Source organism: Phenylobacterium sp., from assembly GCF_037968635.1.
In the GTDB taxonomy this organism is placed as follows: Bacteria; Pseudomonadota; Alphaproteobacteria; order Caulobacterales; family Caulobacteraceae; genus Phenylobacterium.
Genome location: NZ_JBBKVV010000086.1, coordinates 1 through 13,303 on the forward strand (window position 1 = coordinate 1; position 13,303 = coordinate 13,303).

The 13,303-nt window shown below is 68.5% G+C and carries 15 protein-coding genes; 9 read left to right on the top strand and 6 right to left on the bottom strand.

The annotated features are described in order from the left end of the window. Positions 1-36: 36 nt before the first annotated feature. The 3 genes from AAC997_RS10200 to AAC997_RS10210 form a co-directional block, all read right to left on the bottom strand. Positions 37-969 (bottom strand): alpha/beta hydrolase, encoded by a 933-nt coding sequence (locus tag AAC997_RS10200; RefSeq protein WP_340645589.1) that lies wholly within the window; start codon positions 967-969, stop codon positions 37-39. 16 nt (positions 970-985) lie between these two features. Next, a complete protein-coding gene (locus AAC997_RS10205) occupies positions 986-2,521 on the bottom strand; it encodes a long-chain-fatty-acid--CoA ligase (RefSeq protein ID WP_340645590.1) in 1,536 nt (511 codons plus the stop codon). Positions 2,522-2,622: 101 nt separating this feature from the next. Further along, positions 2,623-3,063, bottom strand: a complete 441-nt coding sequence (locus AAC997_RS10210; RefSeq protein WP_340645591.1) for a tautomerase family protein — start codon at positions 3,061-3,063, stop codon at positions 2,623-2,625. A gap of 126 nt (positions 3,064-3,189) precedes the next feature. Between AAC997_RS10210 and AAC997_RS10215 the strand changes: the two genes are divergently transcribed. Next, positions 3,190-3,744, top strand: a complete 555-nt coding sequence (locus tag AAC997_RS10215) for a TetR family transcriptional regulator (RefSeq protein WP_340645592.1) — start codon at positions 3,190-3,192, stop codon at positions 3,742-3,744. Positions 3,745-3,804: 60 nt separating this feature from the next. Here AAC997_RS10215 and AAC997_RS10220 read toward each other — a convergent pair whose 3' ends face one another. Next, the gene (locus tag AAC997_RS10220) at positions 3,805-5,244 is read right to left on the bottom strand and encodes an aldehyde dehydrogenase family protein (RefSeq protein ID WP_340645593.1); all 1,440 of its coding nucleotides are present in this window, start codon (positions 5,242-5,244) and stop codon (positions 3,805-3,807) included. 128 nt (positions 5,245-5,372) lie between these two features. Next, complete coding sequence (locus tag AAC997_RS10225) at positions 5,373-6,299, bottom strand: SMP-30/gluconolactonase/LRE family protein (RefSeq protein WP_340645594.1); 927 nt, start codon at positions 6,297-6,299, stop codon at positions 5,373-5,375. Positions 6,300-6,511: 212 nt separating this feature from the next. Here AAC997_RS10225 and AAC997_RS10230 point away from each other — a divergent pair, with 212 nt between their 5' ends. The 5 genes from AAC997_RS10230 to AAC997_RS10250 all read left to right on the top strand — a co-directional run bounded on the left by AAC997_RS10230 (position 6,512) and on the right by AAC997_RS10250 (position 9,794). Next, positions 6,512-7,246 (top strand): SDR family oxidoreductase, encoded by a 735-nt coding sequence (locus AAC997_RS10230; RefSeq protein WP_340645595.1) that lies wholly within the window; start codon positions 6,512-6,514, stop codon positions 7,244-7,246. Between the two features lie 84 nt (positions 7,247-7,330). Further along, positions 7,331-7,678, top strand: a complete 348-nt coding sequence (gene folB, locus AAC997_RS10235) for a dihydroneopterin aldolase (RefSeq protein ID WP_293493948.1) — start codon at positions 7,331-7,333, stop codon at positions 7,676-7,678. Between the two features lie 3 nt (positions 7,679-7,681). Continuing rightward, positions 7,682-8,188, top strand: coding sequence for a hypothetical protein (locus tag AAC997_RS10240; RefSeq protein WP_340645596.1), 507 nt, complete (start codon positions 7,682-7,684; stop codon positions 8,186-8,188). A gap of 62 nt (positions 8,189-8,250) precedes the next feature. Beyond that, the gene (locus AAC997_RS10245) at positions 8,251-8,655 is read left to right on the top strand and encodes a hypothetical protein (RefSeq protein ID WP_340645597.1); all 405 of its coding nucleotides are present in this window, start codon (positions 8,251-8,253) and stop codon (positions 8,653-8,655) included. Between the two features lie 167 nt (positions 8,656-8,822). Next, a complete protein-coding gene (locus AAC997_RS10250) occupies positions 8,823-9,794 on the top strand; it encodes a tetratricopeptide repeat protein (protein ID WP_340645598.1) in 972 nt (323 codons plus the stop codon). Here AAC997_RS10250 and AAC997_RS10255 read toward each other — a convergent pair. After that, positions 9,791-10,678, bottom strand: a complete 888-nt coding sequence (locus tag AAC997_RS10255) for a branched-chain amino acid aminotransferase (protein WP_340645599.1) — start codon at positions 10,676-10,678, stop codon at positions 9,791-9,793. The genes AAC997_RS10250 and AAC997_RS10255 overlap by 4 nt on opposite strands. A 71-nt stretch (positions 10,679-10,749) precedes the next feature. Here AAC997_RS10255 and AAC997_RS10260 point away from each other — a divergent pair, with 71 nt between their 5' ends. Genes AAC997_RS10260 through AAC997_RS10270 form a run of 3 tightly spaced genes read left to right on the top strand, consistent with a single transcriptional unit; the run spans position 10,750 to position 13,273 of the window. Further along, on the top strand, positions 10,750-11,229 hold the full coding sequence (locus tag AAC997_RS10260; protein WP_340645600.1) for a MarR family transcriptional regulator: 480 nt from the start codon (positions 10,750-10,752) through the stop codon (positions 11,227-11,229). Next, on the top strand, positions 11,226-11,927 hold the full coding sequence (locus tag AAC997_RS10265) for a response regulator transcription factor (protein WP_340645601.1): 702 nt from the start codon (positions 11,226-11,228) through the stop codon (positions 11,925-11,927). Before AAC997_RS10260 ends, AAC997_RS10265 begins: the two co-directional genes overlap by 4 nt. After that, the gene (locus AAC997_RS10270; protein ID WP_340645602.1) at positions 11,927-13,273 is read left to right on the top strand and encodes an ATP-binding protein; all 1,347 of its coding nucleotides are present in this window, start codon (positions 11,927-11,929) and stop codon (positions 13,271-13,273) included. Before AAC997_RS10265 ends, AAC997_RS10270 begins: the two co-directional genes overlap by 1 nt. Positions 13,274-13,303 lie beyond the last annotated feature (30 nt).

Below are 13,303 nucleotides of genomic sequence, written 5' to 3' on the forward strand. Positions count from 1 at the left end.
TCCCCGACCCTTCCCCCATCGAGGGGGAAGGGAGAATTAGGCCAGCGCCGCCTTGAGCGCCGCCGCCACCTCGTGGGCCGCGGCGTCGATGGCGGGGGAGACGTCGCCCATGATCAGGAAGTCGTGGACCATGTCGGGGTACTCCTTGTGCACGGCCTTGACCCCGGCGGCGTTGAGCTTGGCGGCGAAGTCGCGGCCCTCGTCCTTCAGGGGATCGTAGCCGGCCGTGATCACCAGGGCCGGGGCGACGCCGGCAACGTCGGCGCGACTGAGCATGGCGCGATGGGCCTGGGGGTGGCCGATGACGGCCAGGCACTTGTCGAACCAGGCGAGCGCCGCCTTGGTCAGCACCGGACCGTCGAGGTCCTTGCGCGACTGGGTCTCTTCCTCCGGCCAGATGCCCGGATAGAGCAGCAGCTGGAAGGCGATCTTCCGCGCCGGGTCGTTCTTCATGTCGACGCTGATGGAGGCGGCCAGGTTGCCGCCGGCCGAGCAGCCGCCCACGGCGATGCGGGTCGGATCAACGCCGATCTCGGCGGCATGATCGAAGGCCCATTTGGTGGCGGCCAGGCAGTCGTCGTGGCCCGCCGGGAAGGGATGCTCCGGCGCCAGGCGGTAGTCGATGGCCAGGACCCGGACGCCCGCATAGGCGGCCATGCGGCGGCAGTGGCCGTCATGGGTCTCCAGGTCACCGATGGCGAAGCCGCCGCCGTGATAATAGACCAGCAGCGGGGTCACGGCCGGAGCATTGGCCGGAACGTAGAGGCGCGCCGGGACCTGGCCGTCCGCGCCCGCCACCTTGATGTCGGTTGCGGTGACGTCCTTGGGGGCGTTGAGGTTCTGGGCCTGTCGCTGCATGCGGTAGCCGGCGCGGATCATCTCGGGCGGGATGGCGTCCAACGGCGGCGCAGCTTGCCCGGCCGCGGCGGCCTCGGCGGCGTCGAGCATGGCTTTGATGTGCGGATCCATGGGTCTTTTCCTTGAGCTAGCCGACCTGGCGGTCGCGGCCATGCCAGTAGGGTGCGCGCAGTTCGCGGCGGAGCACCTTGCCGGAGGGGTTTCGGGGCAGGACGTCGATGAAGTCGACGCTTTTGGGAACCTTGTAGCCGGCGATCAACGGCCGGCAGTGGGCGATGATGTCGGCAGGATTTCCAGTGGCGCCAGGGCGCAGCACCACCATGGCCTTCACCGCCTCACCCCAGCGGTCGTCGGGCACGCCGACCACGGCGGCGTCGGCGACATCGGGGTGGGAGAACAGCGCGTTCTCCACCTCGGCCGGATAGACGTTCTCGCCACCGGTGACGATCATGTCCTTCACCCGGTCGTGGATGAACAGGTAGCCGTCGGCGTCGAAGAAGCCGGCGTCGCCCGAGCGGAACCAGCCGTCGGCGTCGATGGCCTGGGCCGTGGCGTCGGGGCGGTTCCAGTAGCCCTTCATGATGCCCGGCGAGCGAATCTCGATCTCACCGACCTCGCCGGTTTCGGCGTCCCGTCCATCCAGGCGGATGCGGACCTCGTAGCCCGGCGAGGGCTTGCCGCAGGCGCGCAGCTTGCCGAGCTTGGGATCGTGGGCGGCAGGCGGCAGATAGGCGCCGCCGCCGATGGTCTCGGTCAGGCCGTAGAGCTGGGAGAATTCCGAGCCGAAGCGGTCCTGGGCGCGCTTGAGCACCTCCTCGGAAATCGGCGAGGCGCCATAATAGACGTGCTCAAGGGTCGTGAGATCGGCGCCCGTCATGGCTGGATGCTGCAGCAGCATGTTGATCAGGGCCGGGGCCAGGAAGGCGTGACGGATGGCGTGCTGGCCGGTCAGGGCGAGCAGCAGGGCGGGATCAACCTCCCGCATCACCACGGTGCGCGCGCCCTGCAGCAGGGCCAGCATGCCGAGATTGGCGCCGGCCACGTGGAACAGCGGCATGGCCACCAGCACCCCGTCGCCGGGCTCGAACCGCGCCCAGACCTTGGTCGCGCCGTCGAAGCAGTGGGCGTAGTTGGTCTCAGTCAGCTGGACGCCCTTGGGCAGGCCGGTGGTGCCCGAGGTGTAGAGCTGGATGACGTCGTCATCGGGCAGGGCCGCAAGGTGCGGGTCGGTGGCCGGCTGTGCGGCCAGCCAGGCGCGGAAGGACTCGCCGAACACCACCGTGGTCTCGAGCTGCGGAAGGTCCAGGCCCGCCAACAGATCGGCATAGTCCGGTCCCACCACCACAAGGCGGCAGCCAGCGTCCTTGAGAATGAACTCCACCTCTGGCGGAGCAAGGCGCCAGTTCACCGGGGTCAGGCAGACCCGAGCCTTCAGGCAGCCGAACCAGAGGACGAAGAAGTCGTCATTGCCCTTCGACAGGGTCCCGATGCGGTCGCCGGGCTTGGCGCCGGCGGCGATCAGGGCCCGGGCGCATTGCGACGACAGGGCGTCGAGCTGGGCATAGGAGGTGGCGCGGTCCTCGAACCACAGGGCCTGGGCGTCCGGACGCACGCGCCCATGATGACGCGCGACGTCGGCCACGCACGAGATGTCCTGAGACATCGGTCCTCCCGCCTCGCCGGCCCCTCGAGGCGGGGGCCCGGCCCGTCTGAATTCGCACCAGATGGCCGGGATGGCAACGCCGGGTTTGAGGCGCCGCGACGTCAGCCTGGGCTTGCGGCCGGAAGCTCGTATGGCGAGGCCTTGTTCTCTGCGATCCAGCGGGCCTCCGCCTGCGAATTGGCCGGCGGCGGGCGCAGGCCCTGGATGGACCAGAGGTCGAAGGGGGTCTCGTCGATATGGAACTCCCAGTCGAAGCCACGATCCCCGATGAAGGGCGCCAGCGCTTCGTCGCAGGCCTTGATCCACCAGGCCTTGGCCTCCGGCGTCGGCAAGGTCCGGGCGATGTGGTCGACCCAGATGCGCACGAACCTGTCCGCCGGTTCACCCCCCACATAGAAGGAGTCCTTGGGGACCGCCTGGAACACCACGCCCACATAGAACTTGGGCAGGCGGCTGTAGAGGGCCGTGATCGCCTGGGACAGGGCCTGCTTGTCGGCGACTGAGAAGGCGTCTTCGGGGTGGTAGATCTTCCAGAGCGGCATGGGAGCCTCCGTTTTTAATGATGATGATCATCATCATAATGAAGTGACCCTGTCAAACCTCACGGCGATTGCCCAGGCGGAGGCTGCGTTCTATTGATGATGATCGTAAGCATAGAGGAATTCGGCATGCGCATCAGCCGCGCCCAGGCGCAGGAGAACCACGACCAGGTGGTGACCACCGCCGCCAGGCTGTTTCGCGAGCGTGGTTTTGACGGGGTGGCGGTGGGCGATCTGATGAAGGCCGCCGGTTTTACCCACGGCGGGTTTTACAACCACTTCAAGTCCAAGGACGACCTCTCGGCCCAGGCCCTGGACCTCGCTTTCCGCCAGATGGACGACCACCGGGCCGGCGTGGAGGACCTGGACGACCTGCTCAGCCAGTACCTGTCGGAGGCCGCGCGCCGGTCGCCGGGCAAGACCTGTCCCGCCGCCGCCTTGGCCGGCGACGTGGCGCGGCAGGATGAGCCGGTGAAGCAGGTGTTCGCCGAGGGCTTCGAGCGAATGGTGGAGTCAATGTGCGCGCGGCTGCCGAAGGGTCCGGAGGCGCGCTCTGAGGCCATCGCCTTGCTGGCGCGCATGGTGGGCGCGCTCGCCCTGGCGAGAGCGATGCCGGATGGTCTGGGTCGGGAGGTGCTGGCCGCAGCTCTAGACGCCTGCCGGCAGGACGTCGCGCGCGCCTGATCGGCAGGGCGAACCAAAACCCCCGGGACGGCAAGCGCCCCGGGGGTCTGGAAGATCAGATTATTCCGCGGCGGGCTTCGGCGCGTAGCCGAGGACAGCCTTGGTTTCCAGGAACTCGTGGAAGCCGAAATCGCCCCACTCGCGCCCGTTGCCGCTCATCTTGTAGCCGCCGAAGGGGGCCATCAGGTCGCCGCCGCCGCCGTTGATCGACACCTGGCCGGCGCGGAGCTGAGACGCGACCTTGCGGGCGGCGGCGAGGTCTTCGGCCTGCACATAGGCGGCCAGGCCGTACTCGGTGTCGTTACCGACTTCGATGGCCTGTTCGAGGTTGTCATAGCCGAGGATCGACAGCACGGGGCCGAAGATTTCTTCCTTGGCGATGGTCATGTCGCTGGTCACGTTGGCGAAGACGGTGGGCTTCACATAGTAGCCCTTGTCCAGGCCGTCGGGACGCCCCGTCCCGCCGGCGACCAGGGTCGCGCCCTCGTCGATGCCGGCCTGGATCAGCTTCTGGATCTTGTTGAACTGGACTTCCGAGACCACGGGACCCAGCTGGCTGTTGCCGTTCGGGTCGCCGACGGTGACGGTGGAGACCGCCTCGCGGGCCACGTTGATGGCCTCGTCCATGCGGGCCTTGGGGACCAGCATGCGGGTGGGCGCGTTACAGGACTGACCGGAGTTGGTCATCATGGTGGCGACGCCACGGCCCACGCCCTTGGCGAAGGCCCCGTCATCAAGGACGATGTTGGGGCTCTTGCCGCCCAGTTCCTGGGCCACGCGCTTGACGGTCGGGGCGGCGTTCTTGGCCACCTCGATGCCGGCGCGGGTGGAGCCGGTGAAGGAGACCATGTCGACTTCCGGGTGGCTGGAGAGCGGGACGCCGACGCCGATGCCGTCGCCCTGCACCATGTTGAACACACCGGCGGGAACGCCAGCGGCATGCATGATCTCAGCGAAGATGTGGCCCGAGAACGGGGCCACTTCCGAAGGCTTCAGCACCATGGTGCAGCCCGTCGCGATGGCCGGGGCCACCTTGCAGACGATCTGGTTCAGGGGCCAGTTCCAGGGGGTGATGAACCCGCAGACGCCGATCGGCTCCTTCACGATGAGGGTCGGACCGCGGTCTTCCTCGAACTTGAAGGTCTTCAGCACTTCCACGGCGGTGGCCAGGTGGCCCATGCCGATCGGAACCTGAGCGCGCTGGGCGAGGTTGGCGGGGGCGCCCATTTCCTCGGTCACGGCGGTGGCCAGGTCGCCGAAGCGCTTCTGATATTCGGCCAGGATGCGGCCCAGAACTTCCAGGCGCTCCTCGCGGGTGGTCTGGCTCCAGGCCGGGAAGGCGGCGCGGGCGGCCTTGACGGCCTTATCCACGTCAGTGGCGTTGCCCAGCGAGATCTTGCCGCAGACTTCCTCATTGGCCGGGTTGATGACGTCGAGGGTCTTGCCCTCCGACGGATCGACCCATTCGCCGTTGATGTAGAACTTCAGGTACTCGCGCATGGGCGTCCTCCCGGGATTTCGTTGATGGTCTCGCCGGCGGGGCCGACTTCAAACAAGCATTTTAGTGATCGTTGATCACTGGGGAAGCCCCCAAAGCCGTATTCCGCAACGGCATGGAGACTTTCGGGTCACTGGTGGATGTGCGGCTGGCCGGCCACCGGGCTGCGCCCCTTGAGGACGTAACCCGCGCGGATAGAGCCGATATAGAGGTCCTTCAGATCAGCGCCGCCCCAGGTGATGTTGGTGGGATGGTTGACGATCTCGCCCGACAGATCGTGGATGACGGTGACGACTTCAAGGCCAGGCGTGATGGCCACCACCTTGTTGGCGGCCGGCAGGCAGACCCAGAGGTTACCCTCGGCGTCCATTCCCACCCCGTCGGTATAGCCCAACTCCGCCGCCGGCGGTGGCGGAACCTCCTGCTGCAGCTTGCCCAGCACCGGGCCGTAGCGGCGGCCGGGGCCGAGGGTGGCGCCGGGCAGCACCGGGAAGGCCATGACGTCGGCGCCGCTGGTCTGGGCGCAGAAAAGAGTCTGCTCGTCGGCCGACAGCGCCAGGCCGTTGGGAAACTTCAGCCCCTCGGCGACGATGGAGGTCGCGCCGTTGGGGCGCATCACGAAGATGAAGCCGTCGGTGCGGCCATCGAGCGCCTGAGGCCAGGTCTCGGCGTGGGTGGAGTTGGCGCACCAGATGTTCCCGGCCCGGTCCATCACCGGATAGTTGGCGCTGGTCAGGCGCTTGCCGTCCACCTGCGCCACCAGGGTCTCGTGCTTTCCGGTGGCCGGATCGAAGCGTTGGAGGGGCCCCTCCTCCTTGTCGTAGATGCCGAAGTTGGCGATCAGCACCCGGCCCTCGCGGTCCATGTTGAGGCCGTTGGGCGCGCCGCCCTTGGGCCCCAGCCGCTTGAAGGTTCCGTCGGCGAAGATCTCGGCCACCGCGCACTGGTGATCCGAGGCGAAGACCCGGCCGTCCATTGCGACCACCACGTCCTCGGGCCGGTCGATGCCGAGCGCGATCTTGGTGAGGCTCGCGGGCGCGATGGGGGTGAGCGGCATGGGGTATCCTCCGGCGTTCTTATTTTGCCTGAACTAGGCCCTGCGGCGACGCGTTCGACAAGTCGGCTTGCGACGGCGCGTCCGTCTCGCTAACACCGGCCCAGCAAATCGGAGCCCGACCATGGTCGCCATCTATACGATCCTCGCCTTCCTCGCCGTGATCGCCGGCCTCAACCGCTTCGAGTTCGGCCGTTTCGACTGATCGATCCGGAATGGCGGAGACCACCCGCGGCGCGGCCCTGGTCACCGGGGGTACGCGCCGTATCGGCCGGGCCTTGGTCCAGGCCTGCGCGCGGGCGGGCTATGACGTCGCCATCCACTGCCGGGCGGTCGACGACGACGCCCAGGCGGCCGCGGCCGATGTCCGCAGCCTTGGCCGCAAGGCCTATCTCCATCCCTGCGACCTGCGTCAGGAGGCGGCCACCGCCCCGATGGTGGGCCATGCCGAGGACGAGCTCGGCCCCGTCACCCTGCTGGTCAACTGCGCCTCGGTGTTCGAGGACGACGCCATTTCCAGCATGAACCGCGCCTCCTGGGACGGGCACATGGAGACCAATCTCCGCGCGCCCCTGGTCCTGGCCCAGGCCTTCGCACGCCGGCTGCCCGCCGACCGCGCGGGGCTGATCGTCAATGTGCTGGACCAGCGGGTGCTGGCGCCGGGGGCGGAGTTCTTCAGCTATACGCTCTCCAAGGCCGCCCTGTGGAGCGCCACCCAGATGCTGGCCCAGGCCCTAGCGCCCCGCATCCGGGTCAACGGCATCGGACCGGGCCCGACCCTGGCCTCCATCCACCAGGATGGCGCCGCCTTCGCCGCCGAGGCCGCCGCCACGCCGCTGGGCCACCCGGTCGATCCGGCGGAGATCGGTCAGGCCCTGGCCTATCTGATTGACGCACGGTCGGTGACGGGCCAGATGATCGCTGTCGATTCCGGTCAGCACCTGACCTGAAGGAGCGCGACCTTGGCCCTCTCGCCGATCCAGGAGATTCCCGCCGAAACTCAAGCCCAACCCGTGGCCCAAGGCCGCATCGTCATGACCAAGATCTTCGTCACCGGACTGAAGGTCGACGCCCAGATCGGCGTCTATTCCCATGAAAAGGGCAAGGCCCAGCCCCTCGTCGTCGACGTCGAGCTGGATGTCCCCACCGCCGGCGCCGAGCGCCTGAGCGAAACCGTCAATTATGAGATGGTGGGCGAAGCCGCCCGCGCCATCGCCGCCGAGGGCCATATCGGCCTGGTGGAGGCCTTCGCCGAACGGCTCGCCCGCGCCTGTCTCGCCGATCCTCGCGTGACCCGGGCCCGGGTGCGGGTCGAAAAACCCCTGGCGCTGGCCCCTCACGCCGCGGCGGCCGGCGTCGAGATCACGGTCGTCCGCGGCTAAGCCATGGCCATCTCGCACAGCGCCCGGCTCTCCCCCCTGCAGGGCGAGACCGTCTGGACGCTGGACGGGGAGGTCATAACCGAACAGCGGGGCCGCCGGGTGCGGCGGTTCGAGCTGGCGAAACTCAAGGGCCTGCAGAGCGCGGAGGGCGGGGCGGTCCTGACCTTCGCCCGCGGCCGCCTGACCATTCCGGCGATGAGCTACACCCGCGGCCTGCGCCCGGAAAACCGCGCCGCCTCCTTCGCGGCCTTCGTCGGCGCTGTCGCGGCCGCAGCCGCGGTGACCACGCCCGGCGCACGGTTCCGGAACGCCGGGACGCCCATGGCCGAGCCGTTGATCTGGATGATCGGCCTGCTGGGGGCCGGCGCCCTCCTGTTGCTGCTGTTCGCGGCGACGGCCGGGGCCTGGACCCTGGGCGTGGCGCTGGCCGCCCGCCTGATATTCGTGATGATCCTCGCAGCCGGAGCCCTGCCATGGCTCAATCGTGGCGGAAAGATGGACGCGAATTAAACTGGCGCCGGGACAAATCAGGGCCACATCATGCTCTGGACGAGACGAAGAGGAGCCCGTCAATGAGTGAACGACTGGACACCGGCACGGTCAACCTGACCGAAGACAAGACCCTGCCGATCGTCGCCTATGTGCTTTACCTGCTGACCTTCGCGACCTTCTTCACGGTCTTCATCGGGCTGATCATCGCCTATGCCAACCGCGCCACGGCCGGCCCGAGGATGGAGAGCCACTACACCTTCATGATCCGCACCTTCTGGCTGTCGATCTGGTGGTTCATCATCGGGGGCCTGCTGGTTCTGTTCGGCGGGGTCTTCTCGCTGATCCTGGTGGGCATCCCGTTCCTGATGCTGGGGGTCTTCATCTGCAGCGTCGTGGGAATCTGGTTCGGGGTCCGGTGCATCCTGGGCCTGGTGCATCTGTCGCGGGGCGAAGCCTATCCCCGCCCCTACAACTGGCTAATTTAGAGGCAGAATCCGCGCGCTTCGCCTAGGAAGCGCGCGGATCGCGCTCATCGTATCCCCCGCCGGTTGCATCGCCTCGACGCCCCCCGCCCTGGGTCCCGAACCTTCCCCCGTCGGCGCCTGGGGGGCGAGCGGCCGGGGGAATTCGTATGCTAGGTCGGATCTTTGGAATGCTGCTGGGGCTGGCGCTTGGAGGCGTCGCCTACGCCATTCTGCATCCGGGCGGGCTGGAGGGGCGAATTCCCCCGATCCCGCTGGGCGCCTTCGAGAGCCTGCGGTTCTTCGTGGCGATGGCCGCGGCCGGTCTGGGCGCGATCATCTTCATCGCCGCCCTGATGCCCAAGGGCCCAGGCGGTCCTTCCGGCGGCGGCGGCAAGAAGCGCCGCAAGGGCGCGGCCCCCATGACCATCGACTTCAACGATCCCGCGCCGATGGCGGCGCACGACCACGGCGCCACCCACGCCCATCATGAGGCGGCGGTGGCGGCCCTGGCGCCCGAACCGGTGGCGGAGGCCGTGGCGGAGGCCGCGCCAGAACCGGAGGTCCACTCCGGCGCGCCGCCCGGGGCGCCGGGAGCCTTCGCCGAGGCCAGGCGAGCGCTCCACGACCACACCAGGGCCGAACGCTGGTCAGAAGCCGCCGACATCGTCAGGCGGCTTTCGTCGTTGGCGGGGGACGATCACGAACGGGTGCTCGCCGCCCAGGACGCCGGGGACTTCGCCCGCGCCCAGGGCCTGACCGACCAGGCGGCTGACGCCTATGACGAGGCCCTGACCTATGCCCGCCAGATCGGTGAGCCGGCGGGGCTGGCCGACGCGCTCACCAATGTCGGCGACGTGGCCTATGAGGAACAGCGCCTGGACACCGCCGTGGACGCCTATGAGGAGGCCCTGTCCCTGCGCCGCGCCTCGGTTCAGGCGGAACCCTCTGACTTCGGCGGCCGGCGCGCCCTGTCCCTGGCCCTGGAACGCCTGGCCGACGCCCGCGAGGATCGCGGCCACCGGATGCGGGCGCTGGATCTGTACCGGGAGAGCCTGGACATCAGCGGGGCGCTCGCCGCCGCCGATCCGGTGACCTATGGCGAGGACCTCGCGGTCACCCGGCGGCGGCTGGCCGAGCTCGAGGCGAAGGTGATGGCCTAGGCCGGAACCAGTTCGCGCCGCACCAGCTTGGCGTAGTCGTCCATCAGCTCCAGCGAGAGCTTGCCCGGCGTGAAGCTGTACTCGCCGATCTCAGCCACCGGGGTGACCTCGGCGGCGGTGCCCACCACGAAGCATTCGGTGAAGGTCGACAGTTCTTCCGGCTTGATGTGGCGCACGACCACCTCGACGCCTTTGGACTTGGCCAGGGCGATCACCGACTGGCGGGTGATGCCGTTCAGGAAGCAGTCGGGCAACGGGGTGTGCAGCACCCCGTCCTTCACGAAGAAGACGTTGGAGCCGGTCGATTCGGCGATGTAGCCGCGATAGTCCAGCATCATGGCGTCGGTATATCCGTCCTTCTCCGCGGCATGCTTGGAGATGGTGCAGATCATGTAGAGTCCGGCGGCCTTGGCGTGGACCGGCTCGGTCTCCGGCGAGGGACGCTTGTACTTGGCCCAGCACATCCGGATGCCCTTGGCGCGCTCTTCCGGCTTGAAGTAGCTGGGCCAATCCCAGACGGCGATGGCCACGTGGATCTTGGTCTGCTGGGCCGAGACCCCGATCATCTCCGACCCGCGCCAGGCGATGGGACGGACGTAGGCGTCGGTCAGGCCGTTCTTGGCGCAGGTGTCCTTGCAGGCCTGGTCGATCTCGGCCACCGTGAAGGGGATCTCGAAGTCGAGGATCTCCGCCGAATTGAACAGACGCTGGGTATGCTCGGTCAGCTTGTAGATCTCCCCGCCATACATCCGCTCGCCTTCGAACACCGACGAGGCGTAATGGAGCCCATGGGTCAGGACGTGCACCTTCGCCTCGCGCCAGGCTACGAACTGGCCGTCGAGCCAGATCCATCCGTCGCGGTCATCGAAGGGAACGAGAGACATGGGACCTCCTGCAGGGAACGCCTCCTTACAGACCCCCGCGCCTGCGACGTCAAACAAATTGGGGGTTTCCAATGAGCGCCGTGGCCGATCCGAGACTGGTCCTGCGCGACGAGGAACTGGACACCGGGCTTGAGCTGATGATCCTGGCCGAGGCGGCGATCTGGGCCGGCGTCGACGCCGGGCTGGAGGCCGAGGGCCTGAGCCTGGGCCGCTCCCACTGGCGCGCGGCCTTCCTGATGAAGCGCCGGCCCGGCCTGGGCGTGCAGGAGCTGGCCCACATCACCAGCCTGTCGAAACAGGCCGCCAGCCGGGTGATCAGCGACCTGGAGGGGCATGGCCTGGCCGAGAAGGCGCCGGGCGATCTGGACGGACGCCGGCGCGCGGCGACGCTCACCGAGGCGGGCGCGGCCTTCGAGGCGCGGATTTCAGAGCGACTGCGCGGCCAGCTGGCGCGAGCCTATCGGACCGGCGGACTGGACGGGGTGGGCGGCGCCCGACGTATCCTGGCCGCGCTCGCGGGCGGGCGAACAAAGACGGGAGCGGGGCGATGAGCGAGACCGGGGAACGCCACCTACTGGTGGTGGACGACGACGACCGCATCCGTGAGCTCTTGAAGGAGTACCTCACCCGGGCCGGGTTCCGGGTGACCACCGCGCCCGGCGGCGCGCCGGCCCGCAAGCTGATGGAGACCCTGGACTTCGACCTCGCCGTCTTCGACGTGATGATGCCGGGCGAGGACGGGTTTTCGCTGACCAAATGGCTGCGGGAACGCAAGGGCATGGCCGGGCGGACGCCTGTGCTGATGCTGACCGCCCGCGGCCTGCCGGAGGACCGCATCGAGGGTCTGAAGCTTGGGGCGGACGACTATCTGAACAAGCCCTTCGAGCCCGAGGAGCTGCTGTTACGCATCGAGGCCATCCTGCGCCGGGCGCAGGGACGGCCGGGCTCGACGGCCAACGGGCCGATCTCGCTGGGCCACTGCAGCTTCGACCTGGAACGCGGCGAGCTCTTCAGCGAGGGCGTCCCGGTGCGGCTCACCGAGGCTGAGGTCGCGCTGCTGAAGCGCCTGGCCCGCAGTCCGCACGAACCCGTGGACCGGATGGAGCTGGCCCGCGAGACCGTCGATCCGTCCGGCCGGGCCGTGGACGTCCAGGTCACCCGCCTGCGCCGCAAGATCGAGAGCGATCCCAAGACCCCGCGCTATCTGCAGACCGTGCGCGGCGTGGGCTATCTGCTGGCGCCTGACTGATGCGCCTGCGGCTCTCGCCCGTCCGGTTACAGAGGCTGATCAAGCGCAGCCTGCCCACCACCCTGTTCGGCCGCTCGCTGCTGATCATCATCCTTCCGGTGGCGGTGATGCAGGTGGCGGTGACCTGGGTGTTCTTCGACGCCCACTGGCAGGCGGTGACCAGCCGGCTGTCGGAAGGGCTGGCCGGCGACGTGGCCTGGGCCGTGGAGAGCTATCAGGACGACCCCACGCCGGAGAGCTTCGGCCGCATCGCCGACCGGGCGGAACGGTCCATGAGCCTGTCCCTGGCCTTCCAGACCGGCCGCACCCTGCCGGTGAGCCGCCGCCCCGCCCTGTTCGCTGTGGTGGATCGCTCGCTGGAGAAGGCCTTGGCCGGCCGCATCGACGCGCCGTTCTGGTTCGATACGACCCGGTATCCCGCCTATGTCGATATCCGGGTGCAGACGGCTCAAGGGGTGATGCGGGTGCTGGCGCCGCGCGATCGCGCCATCGCCACCCAGGGCCACATCTTCGTGCTCTGGATGACCGTGGCGACCCTGCTGCTGACCGCGATCTCGATCCTGTTCATCCGCAACCAGGTGCGCGCCATCGAGCGGCTGGCCTCGGCCGCCGACGATTTCGGCCGTGGGATGGACGTGCCCTTCTTCAAACCCACCGGCGCGCGCGAGGTGCGGCAGGCGGCCCAGGCCTTCCTCGCCATGAAGGCCCGCATTCAGCGCCACCTTGACCAGCGCACCGCCCTGCTCGCCAGCGTGAGCCATGACCTGCGCACGCCGCTGACCCGCCTGAAGCTGGAGTTGGCCCTGGCCGAGCCCACCAAGCGGACCGGGGAGATGAAGCGCGATCTCTCCGAAATGGAGCACATGATCGACGAGTACCTGGCCTTCGCCCGCGGTGAGGGCGGCGAGACCGTCGAGACCGTCCAACTCAAGGCCCTGATCGAGGCGGTCAGCGAAGGCGCGGTGCGAGCCGGGGCCGAGGTGAGCGTGACCGTCGAGGACGACCTGACCGCCAGCGTGCGGCCCAATTCCCTGAAGCGGGCGCTCTCCAACCTGATCATGAACGCCGCCGCCCATGGCGAGCACATCGTGGTCGCCGCCACCGCACGGGCGGCGGGAGGGGTGGAGATCGTGGTGGACGACGACGGACCGGGCATCCCCGAGGATCGCCACGAGGAGGCCTTCAAGGCCTTCAACCGGCTGGACGAGTCCCGTAACCAGAACGACAAGGGGGTTGGCCTGGGCCTGGCCATCGCCCGGGACGTCGCCCGCGGACATGGCGGCGACGTCACCCTGGGCCGCTCGCCGATGGGCGGCCTTCGCGCCACCGTCAGATTGCCCGGCTAGGAACGTTATTCAGCCACCGTTCAAAGATTT

Excerpts from the sequence above, each read along its gene's own strand:
- AAC997_RS10200 (WP_340645589.1), bottom strand. The coding sequence starts at position 969 with ATGGATCCGCACATCAAAGCCATGCTCGACGCCGCCGAGGCCGCCGCG.
- AAC997_RS10205 (WP_340645590.1), bottom strand. The coding sequence starts at position 2,521 with ATGTCTCAGGACATCTCGTGCGTGGCCGACGTCGCGCGTCATCATGGG.
- AAC997_RS10210 (WP_340645591.1), bottom strand. The coding sequence starts at position 3,063 with ATGCCGCTCTGGAAGATCTACCACCCCGAAGACGCCTTCTCAGTCGCC.
- AAC997_RS10215 (WP_340645592.1), top strand. The coding sequence starts at position 3,190 with ATGCGCATCAGCCGCGCCCAGGCGCAGGAGAACCACGACCAGGTGGTG.
- AAC997_RS10220 (WP_340645593.1), bottom strand. The coding sequence starts at position 5,244 with ATGCGCGAGTACCTGAAGTTCTACATCAACGGCGAATGGGTCGATCCG.
- AAC997_RS10225 (WP_340645594.1), bottom strand. The coding sequence starts at position 6,299 with ATGCCGCTCACCCCCATCGCGCCCGCGAGCCTCACCAAGATCGCGCTC.
- AAC997_RS10230 (WP_340645595.1), top strand. The coding sequence starts at position 6,512 with ATGGCGGAGACCACCCGCGGCGCGGCCCTGGTCACCGGGGGTACGCGC.
- folB (WP_293493948.1), top strand. The coding sequence starts at position 7,331 with ATGACCAAGATCTTCGTCACCGGACTGAAGGTCGACGCCCAGATCGGC.
- AAC997_RS10240 (WP_340645596.1), top strand. The coding sequence starts at position 7,682 with ATGGCCATCTCGCACAGCGCCCGGCTCTCCCCCCTGCAGGGCGAGACC.
- AAC997_RS10245 (WP_340645597.1), top strand. The coding sequence starts at position 8,251 with ATGAGTGAACGACTGGACACCGGCACGGTCAACCTGACCGAAGACAAG.
- AAC997_RS10250 (WP_340645598.1), top strand. The coding sequence starts at position 8,823 with ATGCTGCTGGGGCTGGCGCTTGGAGGCGTCGCCTACGCCATTCTGCAT.
- AAC997_RS10255 (WP_340645599.1), bottom strand. The coding sequence starts at position 10,678 with ATGTCTCTCGTTCCCTTCGATGACCGCGACGGATGGATCTGGCTCGAC.
- AAC997_RS10260 (WP_340645600.1), top strand. The coding sequence starts at position 10,750 with ATGAGCGCCGTGGCCGATCCGAGACTGGTCCTGCGCGACGAGGAACTG.
- AAC997_RS10265 (WP_340645601.1), top strand. The coding sequence starts at position 11,226 with ATGAGCGAGACCGGGGAACGCCACCTACTGGTGGTGGACGACGACGAC.
- AAC997_RS10270 (WP_340645602.1), top strand. The coding sequence starts at position 11,927 with ATGCGCCTGCGGCTCTCGCCCGTCCGGTTACAGAGGCTGATCAAGCGC.